Annotated in this window: 12 protein-coding genes and 1 tRNA gene; 5 read left to right on the top strand and 8 right to left on the bottom strand. The window is 62.5% G+C overall.

Annotated elements, in window-relative coordinates:
- Position 1: 1 nt before the first annotated feature.
- From ACGYLC_RS09820 to guaB, 3 genes are all read right to left on the bottom strand, one after another.
- Positions 2-2,236, bottom strand: coding sequence for an ATP-binding protein (locus ACGYLC_RS09820; protein ID WP_394422813.1), 2,235 nt, complete (start codon positions 2,234-2,236; stop codon positions 2-4).
- Positions 2,237-2,411: 175 nt separating this feature from the next.
- On the bottom strand, positions 2,412-3,572 hold the full coding sequence (locus ACGYLC_RS09815; protein ID WP_394422812.1) for an RsmB/NOP family class I SAM-dependent RNA methyltransferase: 1,161 nt from the start codon (positions 3,570-3,572) through the stop codon (positions 2,412-2,414).
- Positions 3,573-3,621: 49 nt separating this feature from the next.
- Positions 3,622-5,070: an IMP dehydrogenase gene (gene guaB / locus ACGYLC_RS09810; protein ID WP_394409170.1), complete on the bottom strand. Its 1,449-nt coding sequence runs from the start codon at positions 5,068-5,070 to the stop codon at positions 3,622-3,624.
- 191 nt (positions 5,071-5,261) lie between these two features.
- Between guaB and ACGYLC_RS09805 the strand changes: the two genes are divergently transcribed.
- The 4 genes from ACGYLC_RS09805 (at position 5,262) to ACGYLC_RS09790 (ending at position 10,523) form a co-directional block, all read left to right on the top strand.
- The gene (locus ACGYLC_RS09805) at positions 5,262-7,310 is read left to right on the top strand and encodes an ASKHA domain-containing protein (protein WP_394422811.1); all 2,049 of its coding nucleotides are present in this window, start codon (positions 5,262-5,264) and stop codon (positions 7,308-7,310) included.
- Positions 7,310-8,155 (top strand): class I SAM-dependent methyltransferase, encoded by an 846-nt coding sequence (locus ACGYLC_RS09800; protein WP_394422810.1) that lies wholly within the window; start codon positions 7,310-7,312, stop codon positions 8,153-8,155. Before ACGYLC_RS09805 ends, ACGYLC_RS09800 begins: the two co-directional genes overlap by 1 nt.
- A gap of 41 nt (positions 8,156-8,196) precedes the next feature.
- Positions 8,197-8,270, top strand: a tRNA-Gly gene (locus ACGYLC_RS09795).
- Positions 8,271-8,471: 201 nt separating this feature from the next.
- Positions 8,472-10,523, top strand: coding sequence for an ATP-binding protein (locus tag ACGYLC_RS09790; RefSeq protein WP_394422809.1), 2,052 nt, complete (start codon positions 8,472-8,474; stop codon positions 10,521-10,523).
- A gap of 42 nt (positions 10,524-10,565) precedes the next feature.
- Here the strand turns inward: ACGYLC_RS09790 and ACGYLC_RS09785 are convergent, their stop codons facing one another.
- The 4 genes from ACGYLC_RS09785 to zwf form a co-directional block, all read right to left on the bottom strand.
- Positions 10,566-12,194, bottom strand: a complete 1,629-nt coding sequence (locus ACGYLC_RS09785) for a long-chain fatty acid--CoA ligase (RefSeq protein ID WP_394422808.1) — start codon at positions 12,192-12,194, stop codon at positions 10,566-10,568.
- Between the two features lie 161 nt (positions 12,195-12,355).
- Positions 12,356-13,948, bottom strand: a complete 1,593-nt coding sequence (pgi, locus tag ACGYLC_RS09780) for a glucose-6-phosphate isomerase (RefSeq protein WP_394422807.1) — start codon at positions 13,946-13,948, stop codon at positions 12,356-12,358.
- Positions 13,945-14,616, bottom strand: a complete 672-nt coding sequence (pgl, locus tag ACGYLC_RS09775; protein ID WP_394422806.1) for a 6-phosphogluconolactonase — start codon at positions 14,614-14,616, stop codon at positions 13,945-13,947. Before pgl ends, pgi begins: the two co-directional genes overlap by 4 nt.
- Positions 14,613-16,076 (bottom strand): glucose-6-phosphate dehydrogenase, encoded by a 1,464-nt coding sequence (gene zwf / locus ACGYLC_RS09770; protein ID WP_394422805.1) that lies wholly within the window; start codon positions 16,074-16,076, stop codon positions 14,613-14,615. The genes pgl and zwf overlap by 4 nt, the downstream gene beginning before the upstream one ends.
- Positions 16,077-16,231: 155 nt before the next feature.
- Between zwf and ACGYLC_RS09765 the strand changes: the two genes are divergently transcribed.
- A complete protein-coding gene (locus tag ACGYLC_RS09765) occupies positions 16,232-17,179 on the top strand; it encodes a radical SAM protein (RefSeq protein WP_394401977.1) in 948 nt (315 codons plus the stop codon).
- Positions 17,180-17,204: 25 nt separating this feature from the next.
- On the opposite strand, the gene ACGYLC_RS09760 is transcribed toward ACGYLC_RS09765, so the two are convergent.
- A complete protein-coding gene (locus ACGYLC_RS09760) occupies positions 17,205-17,474 on the bottom strand; it encodes an usg protein (RefSeq protein ID WP_394401979.1) in 270 nt (89 codons plus the stop codon).
- Between the last annotated feature and the right edge of the window lie 112 nt (positions 17,475-17,586).

The raw sequence follows: 17,586 nt of genomic DNA, 5'->3' as shown, positions 1-17,586 counted from the left end.
CTCAATGCAGCTGATTGTGGACCGTTGTGGTCAGGTCGGTCAGGGAGAAGGGTTTGGGCAGGAAGACAGAATTTGGAATTTTCGACTGTTCCTGACCGAAATTATCCTCCGCATAGCCCGAAACGAAAACGACCCGCACATCCGGGCGTTGTTTAAGCGCTTGGCGCACCCAGCTTGGCCCGTCCATGCCGGGCATGACAACATCCGTCACGAAGACGTCGATATCCAACTCCTTATCTTCGAGCATCTTTAATGCGGCTTCGGCGGATTCGGCTTCCAGCACCGTGTAGCCGCGCAGCCGCAGGGCGCGGCTTGCGAAGGCCCGCACGGGCGCTTCATCTTCCACCAGCAGGATTACGCCATCGGATCGCTGTAGCGGGTGATGGTCCGGTGATACCGGGGACTTTTTCGCGACGGCAAAGGGCTGCCCTTCCAACACGGGGAAATAGAGGGTGAAACAGGTGCCACGCCCCAATTCACTGTCGATAAAGATAAATCCGCCCGTCTGTTTGACGATGCCATAGGCGGTTGAAAGCCCCAGCCCAGTCCCCTCGCCCGTCCGTTTGGTGGTGAAAAACGGCTCAAAAACCTTTTGCAGCTTGTCCTTCGGGATGCCGGTGCCATCGTCATGCACCTGCACCGTGACGTAACGCCCTGCTGGCACGCTGACCCGATCTCTCTCAAGCGGTTGGTCGAGGGCCGTCACCTCCGTCACGATGCGGATTTCCCCCCCGGCGGGCATGGCATCGCGGGCATTGACGACCAAGTTCATCAGCACCTGCTCTAACTGGCGTTTATCGGCGCGGATCGGGGCGAGGACGGGGTCATGGCTGAGGGTCAGCGTCACCTTTTCGCCGACCAGACGGTTCAGCAAATGCGTGAGATCGGCGAGGGTATCGCGCATATCGAGCGTCTCAGGCCGGAGGGTCTGCTTGCGCGAGAAGGCGAGCAGCTGCCCCACAAGCGCAGCCGCACGGTTGGCGTTCTGGTTGATCTGCACCAGATCGCTGAAATCCGGATCACCCTGATCATGCCGCAGCAGGAGGAGGTCACAATGGCCGGAGATCGCGGTCAGGAGGTTGTTGAAATCATGTGCGACGCCCCCGGCCAGTTGGCCGATGGCCTGCATTTTCTGGCTCTGCACGAACTGCGCTTCAAGCGATTTGAGTTCGGTCGCGTCCTGCAAGACCGCGATCAGCGCCGCCTCGCCCCCTTCGGATATGCGGCTGAGCGAGACCTGAACGAAAATCTCCTTATCCGTGCGGGTCAGCCTGAGAAATTCGGACTTCTGAACCAACCGCCCCGCCAGACTGTCTTCCAGCCAATCCGAGATCGAGCGGCCCAGCCCTTCCATCAGATGCGAAAGATGGGTGTCGTGCCGCAGCGATACGCCGAGCAGTTTTCCCGCCATACGGTTGAAGGCCAATACCGTTCCGTCAGGTCGCAGTTTGATCATCGGCACGGGGAGGTCTTGAAAGGTTTCCCAGCCCAATTCATTGGGTGAGGCCGCCCCTTCGGGTGGCGGCAGAAGATAAAGCGCGCGGCGGTTCGCGCCAGCCTCAACCTCGGCCACCAGTACCTGCCGGTTTCCTTTTGCGGTGGCGATTTCGGCCACGGTTCCCGGAGTTAGTGGGAGGGAATTGAACAATCGGTCCAGTGACTTCACCCGTTCCCCAACAAGCAGGCGCGCCGCTTCATTCATGAAAAGGATCGCCCCACCCCGGCCCAGCATGACCATTGGCAAGGCCATGCTTTCTTGCGCACTGCGGGAGCCCTCACGGGGGCCAATGCTTTCAACCCGCCAAAGCAGACGGTCGGCTGACAGATGGTGCACCGATAGGCGTATGGGGCCGGACCGTGTGATCACCTCTTCCCGCGCGTTGCCGTTGGCGGCAGCGCGTGATTGTAGGCGGTAAAGAAGGCCCACGGGATTGGCAAAATGCCTGTGCAACGCCTGCGCGAGGGTTTCTTCGCCGCCCTTGCCGAACTGCTTCTGAGCCGCCTCGTTGCGGTAGAGGACTTGTCGATCAGAGGTGGCGATGAAACTTGGTGTGGCATCTTTTGCGATGAAGTCCGCGACTCCACTGGCACTGGCGCGATGCAGCGCCCTATCCCGCAGATGGATGGTGATGTAACCAATTGAAATCAAACCCAGTGTGGCCGCCGAGGCGGCGAGGGCAAGCTGTAACGTCGCATCGGTGCTGCGCAGCGCCAGCGCGCCAAGGGCAATGGCCATTACCACGAGCAGCCAAAGCCGCCTGAGCTTCGCGTGCTGCCCAATCCCTGAATGCCCAACGCCCTGCTGCACGCACATCCCCTAACAACCGAATCATACGACTATTACGTGCGACAGAGGTTAAGCAGGCTTTAACCGAAATCGGTTTGCACGCATTGGTTGATTATGGGTAAATTTACTCGCGCGTCAACTGTGTTGAAAAGAACCCGTCGCCATCGGGGGTCACGTCATAGCGATCCATGCGGGCGACTTTCCATTCTGGGTTGCGGGCGAGAAAGGCATCGACCCGCGCCTCGTTCTCCTCTCGAAACAGGGAACAAGTGGCGTAGGCCAAGACACCGTCACGGGCGGTAAGCCCTGCCGCCGTATCGAGAATTTGATCCTGAATGGCCGTCAGTTCTGTCAAACGTTCGGGGGTCAGGGTCCATTTTCCCTCTGCCGCGCGGCGCCATGCGCCGGAGCCGGAACAGGGCGCATCGCAGAGAACGATGTCATAGGGCGCGCCCGCTGCGGCCTCATCGGTATTGACCAGGGAGATTGCGACACCCGCGCGATCGGCGCGGGGGGGAAGGTCGCTCATCCTGCGGGGGTCGATGTCGTGGGCCGTGATCTCGCGCAGGGGGTCCATGGCCAAGGCCAAGGCCTTGCCGCCACCCCCGGCGCAGTAGTCGAGCACCCGCCCCCCCTGCGGCAGCGCGGCGACAACGGCTTGGCTCGACGCATCTTGCAGTTCGACATAACCATCGGCGAAGGCGGCGGAATTTCGGATACGCCGCGCGCCTTCGGTCACGGTCAGCGCGGCCTCGGCAAGCGGGTTGGCGCGGGTTTGGACACCCTCTTCGGCCAGCAGTTCTTGCGCCGCGGGCACGGCGATCCGTGCCGTGTTGACCCGCAGGCAGATCGGCCCGCGCTCTTGAAGCGCGAGGGCTGCAGCATCCGCAGTCTCCCCAAGCGCCGTATCGAACAAGGGCAGCAACCAGTCGGGCAGGTTCAGCCGCGTTGCGCGATCCTCGGGCGCTGGCGGGATAGCCCGTTCATCCTCGGACAGCGGCGCAGGCGCATGGCCCGCCCCTGAGAAGAGCGCGTCAAGGTCGCCCCCCTGCCCGCGCAACACACCGATCATCAGCGCGCGGCCCGTCTCCCCCTTGCCGTAATGCGCTGCGCTGCGTTTCTGGCGCAGCACGTCGAACACATGATCGCGCACGGCGGCACGGTCCTTGGATCCCGCGAAACGGCTTTGACGCGCCCATCGGGTCAGCGCCTGTTCGGCGGCCAGCCCCCCGGCAATTGCGTCCAGAACTTCAATCGCAGCCGATACGCGCGCGCCGGGGGTCATGGCATCTTCCTTCTGGCAAAGAACGGCCCGCGGGCCGTTGCTTCATGGGTTAACCGATCCGGTAATTCGGGCTTTCGCGGGTGATCTGGACATCGTGCACATGGCTTTCCTTCAGCCCCGCACCGGTGATCTTCACGAAGCTGCAATTGCGGCGCATCTCATCGACCGTGGCGCAACCGGTATAGCCCATGGCCGCGCGCAGACCGCCGACCAATTGGTGCAGCACATTGCCCGCGCTGCCCTTGTAGGGCACCTGACCTTCGATCCCTTCGGGCACCAGTTTGTCAGAGGCGGCGTCTTTCTGGAAATACCGATCTGCCGAGCCGCGCGCCATGGCGCCCATGCTGCCCATGCCACGGTAGCTTTTGAAGCTACGGCCTTGATAAAGAACGACTTCGCCGGGGCTTTCGTCGGTGCCAGCGATCATGCTGCCGACCATGGCGCAGGAGGCACCGGCGGCAATCGCCTTGGCGAAATCGCCGGAGAACTTGATGCCGCCGTCGGCTATGATCGGCACGTCGCCCGCAGCGGCCACGCAGTCCATGATGGCGGTCAGTTGCGGCACGCCCACCCCCGCGACCATCCGCGTGGTGCAGATGGAGCCGGGGCCAATGCCGACCTTGACCGCATCGGCACCCGCGTCGATCAGCGCGCGGGTCGCGTCGCCGGTGGCCACATTGCCCGCGACGACTTGCACATCGCCGAACTGTTTCTTGGCGCGGGTCACCGCATGGGCCACGCCTTCGGAATGGCCATGGGCGGTGTCGATCACGATCATATCGACGCCGGCATCGACCAGCGCTTCGGAGCGCTCGAAGCCCGCGTCGCCCACTGTCGTCGCCGCAGCGACGCGCAAGCGGCCCAAGTCATCTTTGCAGGCGGTGGGGTTCAGCACCGCCTGTTCGGTGTCGCGCAGGGTCAGCAGCCCGGTAAGCTTGCCGCTGGCATCCGTAACCAGCAACTTCTCGATCCGGCGCGATTTCATCAGGCTGATCGCCTCGTCCCGGTCCGCAGGCTCTTGCAGGATCGCCAGCCGGTCGGAGGTCATCATGACCGACACCGGCGTGCGGTCGTCAGAGGCAAAGCGCATGTCGCGGTTGGTCACGATGCCCAGCACGCGGCCATTTTCGTCCACCACCGGGAAGCCGGTCACACGGTAGCGTTCTTGCAAAGCCTTGGCATCCGCCAGCGTCTGGTCGGGGCGCAGGGTGATCGGGTTGTAAACGATGCCGGATTCAAAGCGTTTCACCCGGCGCACTTCGCGGGCCTGTTCTTCGATCGTGAGGTTGCGGTGCACCACCCCCATGCCCCCGGCCTGCGCCAGTGCAATGGCCATGCGGCTTTCGGTCACCGTATCCATGGCCGAGCTGAGCAGCGGGATATTGAGCGCGATGCTCTGCGTGACGCGGGTTCGCGTGTCTGCGGTGGACGGCAACACAGAAGACGCTGCGGGAACCAGCAGGACGTCATCAAAGGTCAGGGCCTCACGAATCTCCATTTAACACCTCGGGTCTGGATGGGTTCATTTGGCGGTTTCCTATTTCACGGATGGCCGGGATTGGAAAGGCCTATTCCCCCGCGTAAGCCACAGACCGGGAATGACGCGGGCGCGGCATGAATTGCCGCCCCGCATCTTTCCCCCGCCGCGCGGCACGCTATGGTGTCGCAAAGAAACAAAGGACGGCCCCGATGAGCAGTGACCCCCTCGTGATTTTCACGCCCTCCGGCAAGAGAGGGCGCTTTCCCAAAGGCACCCCGGTGCTGACCGCCGCGCGGCAGTTGGGTGTCGATCTGGACTCGGTCTGCGGCGGGCGCGGCATCTGTTCGAAATGTCAGGTCTCGCCGGGCTATGGGCAGTTCTCGAAACACGGGGTGACCGTCGCGCCTGACGCGCTGAGCCCATGGAACGCGGTGGAAGAACGCTATGACGAGAAGCGCGGCCTGAAAGAGGGCCGTCGTCTGGGCTGTCAGGCGACGGTGCAGGGCGACGTGGTGATCGACGTGCCGCCAGAGAGCCAAGTGCACAAACAGGTCGTGCGCAAACGCGCCGAGGCGCGGGAGATCGTGCTGAACCCGTCGGTCAAACTCTTCTACGTCGAGGTGACGGAGCCCGACATGCACGAACCCTCGGGCGATCTGGAGCGCCTCCGGGCCGCGCTGGCCGAGCAGTGGAAGCTGGAGAAAGTCACCGCCGATCTGCACATCCTGCAAATGATGCAGCCGGTTCTGCGCAAGGGCGATTGGAAGGTCACGGTCGCCGTCCATCTGGGCGATCAGGAGAATGCCGCGCGGATCATGAACATCTGGCCGGGGTATTACGAGGGCACGGTCTATGGTCTGGCGGTCGATCTCGGCTCAACCACCATCGCGGCGCATCTGTGCGATCTGCAAACCGGTGAGGTCATGGCCTCTTCCGGTGTGATGAACCCGCAAATTCGTTTCGGCGAAGACCTGATGAGCCGCGTCAGCTATTCAATGATGAACCCCGACGGCGCGCAGGAGATGACCCGCGCGGTGCGCGAGGGGATGGCTGCGCTTTTCACCCAGATCGCCGCCGAGGGGAATGTCGCGCCCGATCTGATCGTCGATGCGGTCTTCGTCTGCAACCCGGTGATGCACCACCTGCTGCTGGGCATCGACCCCTTCGAGTTAGGCCAAGCGCCCTTCGCGCTCGCGACCTCTGGCGCGCTGCGTCTGCGGGCCGAGGATTTGGACCTGAACATCCACCCCTCGGCCCGTGTCTATCTGTTGCCCTGCATCGCGGGCCATGTCGGCGCGGATGCCGCCGCCGTCGCCCTGTCCGAGGCGCCTGAGAAATCCGACGAGTTGATGCTGGTGGTCGATGTGGGCACCAATGCGGAGATCCTGCTGGGCAACAAGGAAAAGGTGCTGGCCTGCTCCTCCCCCACCGGCCCTGCATTCGAGGGCGCGCAGATCAGTTCGGGCCAACGGGCGGCCCCCGGCGCGATCGAGCGGGTCGAGATCGACCCGGAAACCAAGGTGGCGCGGTTCAAGGTGATCGGCTGTGACCTCTGGTCCGACGAGGACGGCTTTGAAGAGGCGGTGGCAAGCACCGGCGTCACGGGCATCTGCGGCTCCGGCATTATCGAAATGGTCGCCGAGATGCGCATTCACGGCATCGTCGACGCGCCGGGGCTGATCGGCAGTGCTGCGCAGACGGGCTCGGCCTCGGTCTTTGCCGATGGGCGCACCAACAGCTATCTGGTCTATGACGGCACCGAAAAGGGCGGACCCAAGATCACGGTGACCAACCGCGACATCCGCGAAATCCAGATGGCCAAGGCCGCGCTCTACTCCGGCGCGCGGCTGCTGATGGACAAATTCGGCGTCGACAAGGTTGACCGCGTGGTGCTGGCCGGAGCCTTCGGCGCGCATATCAGCCCCAAACATGCGATGGTGCTGGGCATGATCCCCGACGCGCCGCTCGACAAAGTCACCAGCGCAGGCAATGCCGCGGGCACCGGCGCGCGGATCGCCCTGCTCAACACCGATGCACGGGCCGAGATCGAGGCGACCGTGGGCGCGATCCACAAGATCGAAACCGCCGTCGAGCCGCGCTTTCAGGAGCATTTCGTCAATGCTTCGGCCATCCCCAATGCGGTGGAGCCTTTCCCCATCCTCAACAGCCTCGTCGCCCTGCCAGAGGTGACCTTCAACACCGGCGGCAGCGGCGATAGCGAACGCGGCGGGCGACGGCGCAGAAGAAAGACGACGTGATGAGCGCCTCCGACAACAGCGATCAGGTCGAATTCTGGAGCGCCTCTGCGGGCCGGAGATGGGCCGCGCGGCAGGCGGAGTTGGACATCCTGATGCAGCCGGTGCTCGACGGTGTGCTGGCGCGGGCCGAACTGGCACCGGGGCTGAGGGTGCTCGACATTGGCTGTGGCGCGGGGGCGGGCTGTCTCGCCGCCGCCCAAGCGGTGGGCAATGCGGGCGCGGTGCTGGGCGTCGATGTCTCTGCCCCGCTGCTCGACCTCGCGCGGCAACGGGCTGCCGCCCTGCCTCAAGTCGCCTTTCACCATGGTGACGCGACGACGCTGGAGCTTTCCCCTCCCTATGACCGGCTGATCTCGCGCTTCGGCGTGATGTTCTTTGCCGATCCGGTCCTGAGCTTTAGCCGCATGGCCGCGCAACTCTGCCCCGGCGCGAAGCTCAGCTTTGCCGCTTGGGGCCGGATCCCCGAAAATCCTTTCTTCACCCTGCCCGCCCGCGCCGCCCGGGCCACCATCGGGGCCATGCCGAAAAGCGATCCCGATGGCCCCGGCCCCTTCGCCTTTCGCGACCCCGAACGCGTGGTAACGATCCTCGCCGAGGCGGGATTTGTCGATATCGCCTGCAAGATCACACGGCTTGATCTCACCCCCGCGGGCACGGTCGACGACCTTGCCCAACAGATGTGCGAAATCGGCCCGGCCAGCGGCGCGATCAATCATTTCGAGGCGGACCCAGCACAGGTCGAAAAGCTTAGGCAAACCATCGCCGAAGCCCTGCGCCCCTATGCGGAAGACGGCCCCCTGCGCCTGCCCGCCGAGATCAATTTCGTCACCGCGATAAAACCCTGACTTGACCTTCTCCCGCGCGCCGATTATCTCACCCTCAGCGCGCGGGTATGGTGAAAAGGTATCACGGCAGCTTCCCAAGCTTTAGTTACGAGTTCGATTCTCGTTACCCGCTCCACGCTTTCCCCCTCCGCCTTCGTGCCCCCGCCAGATGGCCCCGCGCAGGGCACACTGGGTTCCCCAAGGTCGCGCCCATGAAAAGCCCATTCTGGTCCGAATTTCGCCATGATTGCCCGCAAAAGTAGCAATCAACAGGGAAGTAACTTACGCGCAGATGGCCCAACGATGTCGGATGCGCATTGAGGCAAAGGAAAAAAGCGTGGCAAACGCGTTTCGGGACTACGCGACCTCCAAGGCGTATATCATCGTCAACTTCATCGTGCTTTGCTGTGTCGCTGGCATCAGCTATTCGATCGTCAAGCTGGATTACGAGCAGCATATCGCCAGCATCCGTCAGGATGCCCGGCAAACGCTGCATGAAGTCACCAATCAAGTGCAGCATCAGTTCCAAGAGACCATTCTGGTCACCAAGAACATCGAGAACATCCTGCTCTCTGGCGAGGCCTTCAAAGACAAGAAGATCGAACTGCTGGTCAAGGAGTTGCGCGACCGGAACCCCGGCATTCAGGCCTTCGCCCTCGCCCCGGACCTCAAGATCACCCATAGCTATCCCAAGACCCCGAATGCCGGGGTTATCGGATTGGAATACAAGAACATTCCAACGCAGCTTTCCGGTGTCGCCAATGCCTACCGCCGCCAAAGCCCGACCATCGAAGGGCCGCTGAACCTGGTTCAAGGCGGCAAGGGCTATATCATGCACTACCCGGTGTTCGAGCGCCCCATCGGACTGGGCGCGCCACGCTTTTGGGGGGTGATGTCCATCGTCTTCCAACCCGACCGGCTGTTCGAGCCGCATCAAAACCCGCATCAGGCCGCCGACTACATCTACAGCCTGCGCGCCTTCCCCACGGGCGTCATGCCGCCCGAGATCGAGCCTGCGACGGTTGACCCCACCGCCCCCGTACGCACCCGGTTTGAGCTTCTGGGCAAGACATGGGAGGCGACGGCCAGCCCTGCCAACGGTCTGCCCCCCTATGCCCCGCAAAGCCCCTACCTCGTGGCCTTCGCTTTGATCGCGACCATCGCGCTGATGGCAGGTCTCTGGGCCTTTCGCCGGGTCACGTTGAAAAAACAAGAGGCCCACGCGCTATTGGCCGAGGGCATCGGCTCGATCCAAGAGGGGTTCATCGCCTTTGACGAGAAAGAGCGCCTTGTCACCGTCAACAGCAAGTTTCTGGAGTATCACCCTGAAATCTCTGACCTTCTGATTCCCGGCAAAACCATCGAAGCGCTGTTGCGCCATTGGGTCGCCCGCCATCAGCACCCCGAGAAAGTCGAAGAGCGCGAGGCATGGATCGCCAAACGTCTCGCCCGCTTCCGCAACCCGACAGGCGCTTTCATCCTTGAGGTCTCGGATAACTTCTGGCTCAAGGTCACGGAATCGCGCACGCCGCATGGCTATACCGTGGGCATCTGGACCGATGTGACGGCCGAGAAACGCGCGCTCGACGCGGCCAAGGCGGCGGACCGTGAAAAGACCGAATTCCTCAACAACGTCAGCCATGAGCTGCGCACGCCGCTGACCGTGATCTCGGGCCGCGCCACCTTCTTGCAACATGCCGAGAAACTGCCCCAAGCCCGGCGCTTGCAGACCGCGTTGAACAACAGCGCCAATGCCACGCCCGACATTCGCCACAGTGTCGATGAGTTCCAAAACTTCGTCTCTGACCAAGCGGGCGGCATCGCGGGGTCGTCCAAACATATGCTGCGCCTTGTCGAAGACCTGTTGGATTGGACCAAGGTCGCGCGCGGCAAGATGGAGCTTGATCTGCAAGAGATCGAGACCAGCGAGATCGCCCGCTCGGTCGCCGATGACCTGCGCCCGGACGCCGAGGCCAAGGGGCTGACGCTCACCTATGAAGACAATGGCACGGCCCTCGCCAATGCCGATCCGGTGCGCCTGCGGCAGATCCTCTACAACCTGATTTCAAACGCGATCAAATTCACCCGCAGCGGCAATATTCATCTTCAAATGCAGCAGGATGCCGAAAAGATCACCTTCTCGGTCTCCGATACGGGTTGCGGTATTTCCGAGGACAATCTCGAACGGGTCTTTCTGCGGTTTCAGCAGGTGGATGGCTCCATGTCGCGGGAGAACGGCGGCTTGGGACTGGGTCTTGCGATTGCCGAACAATTGGCCAGCCTGCATGGCGGCAGCCTGTCGCTGGAAAGCAAACTCGACGTGGGCAGCACCTTCCGGCTGACCCTGCCCCGCCCTGTGGCCAATAGCGCGATGCGCCGCTCGGCGTGACGGCAAAACGCCCCGGACCAACGCGGACCGGGGCGGGCTGCCTTAGCTGTCGCCCCGCATCAGCACGTCCCCAAAGCGGTCCCGCAGGTCGCGCTTCAGCACTTTGCCCGTGGCATTGCGTGGCAGCGCCTCGGCGAAAACTACCCTGTCGGGCACCTGCCATTTGGCGATCTGATCCTCGAAAATCTTGAGGATATCCGCCTCTGACGGATCGGCCCCTTCGGCCTTTACCGCGACCAGAACAGGGCGCTCGTCCCATTTGGGATGGGTGGCCCCGATGACGGCAGCGTCGGCCAAATCGGGATGGGCGATGGCGATATTCTCTAGCTCGACCGAACTGATCCATTCGCCGCCTGACTTGATGATGTCCTTGGCGCGGTCCCGGATGGTGATATAGCCGTCGGCGTCCATCGTCGCGATATCGCCGGTGTCGAACCAGCCATCGCGCAGGGTGCTGTCGCGGTCGGATTGGTAGTAGGCATCCAAAATCCAATGCCCGCGGGTGACCAGCGCGCCTTGGGTCTCTCCGTCATTGGGCAGCGGCTTGCCTGTGTCGTCCCAGATCTCAAGCTCAACGCCAAAGACCGGGCGGCCTTGGTTCTCGCGCAGTTTATGCTGTGCGTCTTCGGGCAATTCACTGTGTTTCGCCAAGGGCTTGTTGACGCTGCCCACCGGCGACATTTCGGTCATGCCCCAAGCGTGGATGGTCTCCACCCCATAGTCTTCGCGGAAGGTCTTGATCATCGACGGCGGACAGGCCGACCCGCCGACCACGGTACGCTCTAGGCTGGGGAGTGCGCTGCCGGATTTCTTTGCCGCCGCCAAGAGCCCCTGCCAGATCGTCGGCACGCCAAGTGCCAGGGAAACGCGGTAGGTGTCGATCAGACCCACCAATGACGCCCCATCGAGGTTCGGCCCCGGCAGCACCATCCGCGCGCCGGTCATCGCACTGGCATAGGGGCAGCCCCAAGCATTGACATGGAACATCGGCACCACGGCCATCACGATGTCCCGCGCAGAGATCGCAATGCTGTCGGCCATGTTGATGCCAAAGGAATGCAACACGGTCGAGCGGTGAGAATAGAGCACGCCCTTGGGGTTGCCCGTGGTGCCAGAGGTGTAGCACAGGCTTGACGCCGTGTTCTCATCCAGATCGGGCCAATCAAACCCAGCATCGCCCGAAGCCACCAATTCGTCGTAGAAGACCAGCCCCGGCAGCGCCTCGGCGGCCTCGGCATCAGGGCCGGACATCAACACGAGGTGCTTGAGATGCTCCAGCTTGTCGCGGATCGCGGCGACGAGCGGCACGAAGGTCTTGTCAATAAAGAGCACCTCATCCGCGGCATGGTTGAGGATGTAAATCAGTTGATCGGCAAAGAGTCGCGGGTTGATCGTATGACAGACAAAGCCCGCGCCGGAGGTGCCGAAGTAGATCTCTAGATGCCGCCGGTTGTTCCATGCGATGGTCCCGCAGCGCGCCTGCGGAGAGAGGCCCAGATCGGTCAAGGCCGCACCCAAACGCCGCGCATTCTCGGCCACCTGACCCCAGTTCGTCTCTTCGACTCCGCCGGTGGTCGAGACCGAGATGATCTCCCCCTCGGGGTGATAGCGTTCGGCATGGGAAATCAGGCTTGAGATCAGCAGCGGCTGCGACATCATTTGGCCAAGCATAATGAGGATCCTCCAATCATTTGCTTCGAGACTGTCCAAAGGTCAGTGCAGTTGCAAGCCTTCCCCTCCGGCAAGTCGTAATGGCGCAGGCGGACAGGTCAACGGCGCCGCGCAGGCGGCTGCCTCCCGCGCAATGCCTCGTTCCCGGTCTCAGGGCAGCCCTAGCCGCGGTGCTGGTGGATATAGCTGATCAGCCCGGCGGTAGAGCCGTCTTTCCCCTCGGCAGAGGCCTCACCTTCGACCAGCGGTTGGAGCGATTTGGCCAGTTCCTTGCCCAGTTCCACGCCCCATTGATCGAATGAGTTAATGCCAAGGATCACCCCTTCGACGAACACGCGATGCTCATAGAGTGCGATGATCTGTCCCAGCGTGAAGGGATCAAGCGTTTCATAGGCCAGCGTGGTCGAGGGCCGGTTGCCGGGGAAAACACGGTGGCGCGCTTGGCGCTCAAGCGCGTCGCCCGAAAGCCCTGCGTCGCGCATGATGGCGCGCGCTTCGTCCAAAGACCGCCCGCGCATCAGCGCCTCGGCTTGGGCAAGGCAATTGGCAATGAGCAGATCGTGGTGGTGCTGCAACTCCGGCTCATGCCCCTTGGCCGCCACCAGAAACTCGCAAGGGATCACCCGTGTGCCTTGGTGGATCAACTGATAGAACGCGTGTTGCCCATTGGTGCCCGCCGCCCCCCAGACCACCGGGCCGGTGTGGCGCGGGCTGTCGGTGCCGTCCATCTGCACGCCCTTACCGTTCGATTCCATCTCAAGCTGTTGCAGGTAATCGGGCAGCATCTCAAGCCGTTGGTCATAGGGCAGCACCGCGCGGGTGGCATGGCCGCAGATTTGATTGTGCCAGATGCCCACCAGCGCCAGAAGGATCGGCATATTCTCCGCCGGATCAGCGGCGCAGAAATGGCGGTCCATCTCCTGCGCGCCGCGCAGGAAGCTGTCGAAAGACTTGGGGCCAATGGCGATCATCAGCGAAAGCCCAATCGGCCCCCAGACGGAATAGCGCCCGCCGACCCAATCCTCGAAACCGAAAACGCGAGCCGGGTCGATCCCGAATTCGGCGGTCTTGTCATCAGCGGTGCTGAGGGCTGCGAATCGCGACGCCGGATCGCCGCCGTGGTCGCGCATCCAAGCCCGCGCCGTGCGTGCATTGGTCATGGTTTCGATGGTGGTGAAAGTCTTGGATGCCACGATCACAAGCGTTTTCTTGGCATCCAGCCCGCGCAGCGTATCCGCGATATGCGCGCCATCGACGTTCGAGACGAAGTGGCAGCGCGGCCCATCGTGATAGGGTGTCAGCGCGCGGGTCGCCATGGCGGGGCCAAGGTCAGAACCGCCGATGCCAATGTTGACCACATCCGTGATGTCGCCACCGCGCACCTGATCGGCAAAGCTGCGCATCCGCGCCAGCGTGTCGCGCACCTGCGGCATGACATCTTCGCCCGCGACCTCCACCGGCCCGCCATCGAGATTGCGCAGCGCAGTGTGGAGCACCGCGCGGCCCTCGGTCTCATTGATCGGCGCGCCCTCGAACATCGCGTCGCGCCGCTCGGTGACCTTGGCGTTTTCGACCAGTTGCAACAGCGCCGCACGGGTCTCGGTGTCGATATTGGTCTTGGCGTAGTCGAACAGCATATGCTGCGTGCGCAGCGAGAAGTCCTCGGCCCGGTTCGGGTCATCGAACAATGCCGTGATCTTGCGCTCCGCCACGGCATTCTGCCGCTCTTGAAGGTCTTGCCAAATGTTCATCATGCCGCCCAGTAAACTTCGATTTCATCAAGCACCGCTGCGATCGGCGCCTCTTCGGGGGAAAGCCCCTGCGCGCGCTCAAGCGCGGCGCGTTTCTCATCCCCGAAAATCACGAGATGTTTGTTCAGCGCCCCGTCGAGCACATGCGCCGGCAGCGTGACCCGCGCAGTGGGCTGGCCCTCGGGATAGACCGGGCACAGAAGCGGCGCATCGGCGGCCAAAGCGTCAGGCAGGCTGGGGTCGCCGGGAAAAAGCGAGGCGGTGTGCATGTCGTCGCCCATGCCAAGCAGCAGGACAGAGATCGGCACATGATCCGTCAGACTGGGGGCCACCGCCTCTGCCCCCTCGCCCGGGGAAAGCCCGGGGCGAAAGAAGGGGATGAACTGGGCCGCCGCAGCGCGGTCGTTCAGCAGATGCTCGCGCACCAGACGCGCGTTCGACAGGGGATCATGCTCATCGACCCAACGCTCGTCCGTCAGCATCACATCCACCCGGTCCCAATCCAGATCGGTGGCGCTGAGCATCTCAAAGATCGGCCCGGGCGTAGAGCCCCCCGGCACGGCAAAGGAGACGCGCTCATTACCCGAAAGCGCCGATTTCAGCTTGCCTGCCAGTTTGTTGGCGACATTCATCACCAGCATTTCGCGGTCCGCATATTCGATGATGTTCATGGGGATACCTTTCGCCATTCACGGCCATCGCGCCGCATCATTTCTGTCGCATCCGTGGGCCCGGCCGAGCCGCTGTCATAGGGTTTGGGCACGTCGTGACGGGCCTCCCAACCTTGGATGATCGGATCGGTCCAGGCCCAGGCGGCCTCGACCTCGTCGTCGCGCATGAACAATGTCTGGTTGCCCCGGATCACGTCCATGATAAGCCGCTCATAGGCATCGACCTGATCGCCCCCATCGGGGCCAAGCGCTTCGGCAAATGTCATGTCGAGCGGCACATCGACCAGACGCATGCCCCCCGGCCCCGGTTCCTTGATCGTCACGCCAAGGGTGATGCCCTCGTTCGGCTGCAAACGGATCGACAGCACGTTGCGATGGCGGCCTGCATCTTCGGCAAAAATCGAATGCGGCGTGTCTTTGAAGACCACCGTGATCTCGCTCGACCGCGCCACCATGCGCTTGCCGGTGCGCAGATAGAACGGCGTTCCATGCCAGCGCCAGTTGCTGATATGGGCCTTCAACGCCACGAAACTCTCGGTCCGCGAACGCGGGTTGCCGACGGCATCGCGGTAGCTGGGGGCGTCTTCCTCATTGCCTTCTTCGGCCTCATACTGCCCACGCACCAGATGATGCGGCAGCACCGGGTCGATCGCGCGGATCACTTTCAGCTTTTCGTCGCGCACCGCATCGGGGTCGAAACGCGCGGGCGGCTCCATGGCGATCAGGCACAAGAGTTGCATCAGGTGGTTCTGCACCATGTCCCGCATCGCGCCGGATTTGTCGTAGTACTCGCCACGCCCGCCTACGCCCACCGTCTCGGCCACGGTGATCTGGATGTGGTCGACGTATTGGCGGTTCCACAATGGCTCGAACAGCATATTGCCAAAGCGCACCGCCATGAGGTTCTGCACCGTCTCTTTGCCGAGGTAGTGGTCGATCCGGTAGATCTGCTGTTCTTTGAAAAAGGTCGCCAGTGTCGCGTTGAGGGCGCGCGCACTCTCCAGATCGCGGCCAAGGGGTTTCTCCACCACAATGCGACATTCCTCCCCCGCCATGCCCCATTGCTGCAACCGTTCGGCCAGATCGCCGAAAAGCCCCGGCGCGACGGAGAAATAATAGACCTCGATCCGGTCCTTACCGGACATGAGTTCTTGCAACTCGGCCCAGCCGGTCTCGCCGCGTGCGTCGATGGCGACATAGTGAAGCTTGGCCAGAAAGGCGTCGAGGTTGTCGCAAGCGTCCTTGCCGCCGAACTCTTCGATCGCTTCAGCCACCATCGCGCGGTAGCCTGCGGCGTCCATCTCGGTACGCGCAGCGCCAATGATCCGCGCCTCTTCGGGCATTTGCCCCGCGCAATACCGCCGGTATAGCCCCGGCAAAATCTTGCGCCGGGCCAGATCGCCAGTGCCGCCAAAGATGACAAGATCGAAGGGGTCGACAGGGATAACACGGGAAACCATTAATTATTCCTTGTCCGGGCAGAATGGCAGAGTTAGCGCAAACATACTTATTTTTCCCTACATCACAAGACTGTGCGCCCCGGTGCTTGGACTTTTAGGGTGCGCCGCAATAGCTTACCACAACAGGAACACACGGGATCACGCAAGGAACAATCATGAAAGATATTGCGCAAGCAAACGAGGGCAAGTTCCAGAACCCGGCGGTCACCGCCAAGGGGGAACCCCGCGCCACCGTGGCCCTGCGCGGGGCGGAAACGCTTTGGTTCAACACAGGCACCCTGTGCAACATCGAATGCGTGAACTGCTATATCGCCTCCAGCCCCAAGAACGACGCGCTGGTCTATATCACCGCGGATGAGGTGCGCGACTATCTCGACCAGATCGAGGAGCGAAACTGGCCGGTGCGCGAGATCGCCTTCACCGGCGGCGAGCCCTTCATGAACCCCCAGATGATCGAGATCACCGAAGCCTCGCTAGAGCGCGGGTATGAGGTGCTGATCCTGACCAATGCCATGCGTCCGATGATGCGCAAATCGGTGCAAAAGGGGCTTTTGCGGCTACAGGAGAGCTATCCCGGCAAGATGACCTTCCGCATCTCCGTCGACCACTACCGCCGCGACCTGCATGATGCGGAACGTGGGACAGGTGCCTTCGACAAGACCCTGATCGGCATGGAATGGCTGCGCGACAACGGCTTTCGCATGGCCGTGGCGGGGCGGTCGATCTTTGCCGACAGCGATGCCGACAGCCGCGCGGGCTATGCCGCCTTCTACGCCGAACACGGCTTTGACATCGACGCGCAAGACCCGGCCATGACCGTCCTTTTCCCCGAGATGGACGAGGCCGTCGAGGTGCCCGAAATCACCACCGCCTGTTGGGGCATTTTGGACAAGTCCCCCGACGCTGTGATGTGTGCCTCCTCCCGTATGGTGATCAAACGCAAGGGAGCCGAGAAGCCCGCCGTGCTGGCCTGCACGCTTCTGCCCTACGACCCTGAGTTTGAACTCGGCACCACCTTGGCAGAGGCGGAACGCGACGTGGCTCTGAACCACCCGCACTGCGCGAAGTTCTGCGTTTTGGGCGGGGCGAGCTGTTCGGGCTGACGCCCCTGCCCTTCGGCCTGCAGACTCAATGTAGCGTGAATTCACCCACTTGGTTTTGCCATTCGCCGGGGCCGATCAGCTTGCGGTGGGTGAAACGGACCGAATGCAGCGGGCCGTCCAACTCCGCGCGCCAGAATTCGACGAATTCGAACAGACGCGGATGGTCCGGTGCGATGTCGTATTCCTGCCAGATATAACTGTTCAGCACATGGCTATAATCGGGCATGTGGTAAAAGAACTCTGCCGTGGTCAGCCCGTAACCTTTCAGCATCAATTCGGTTTCACTGCGGGGCATGTTGCGCCTCCCTTGCTGCCTCTGTAGAACAAGTTTGCGCGGTCGGAATTACTTTTCAATGAAAACAGTGTGTTGGCACTTCACTCCGAGTGCTGCCAGTGCGTTTCGGCCA

Origin of the sequence: Sulfitobacter sp. 1A12157 (assembly GCF_043557345.1) — a bacterium.
Classification (GTDB): domain Bacteria; phylum Pseudomonadota; class Alphaproteobacteria; order Rhodobacterales; family Rhodobacteraceae; genus Sulfitobacter.
This window is presented reverse-complemented; position numbering and strand designations above follow the sequence as displayed.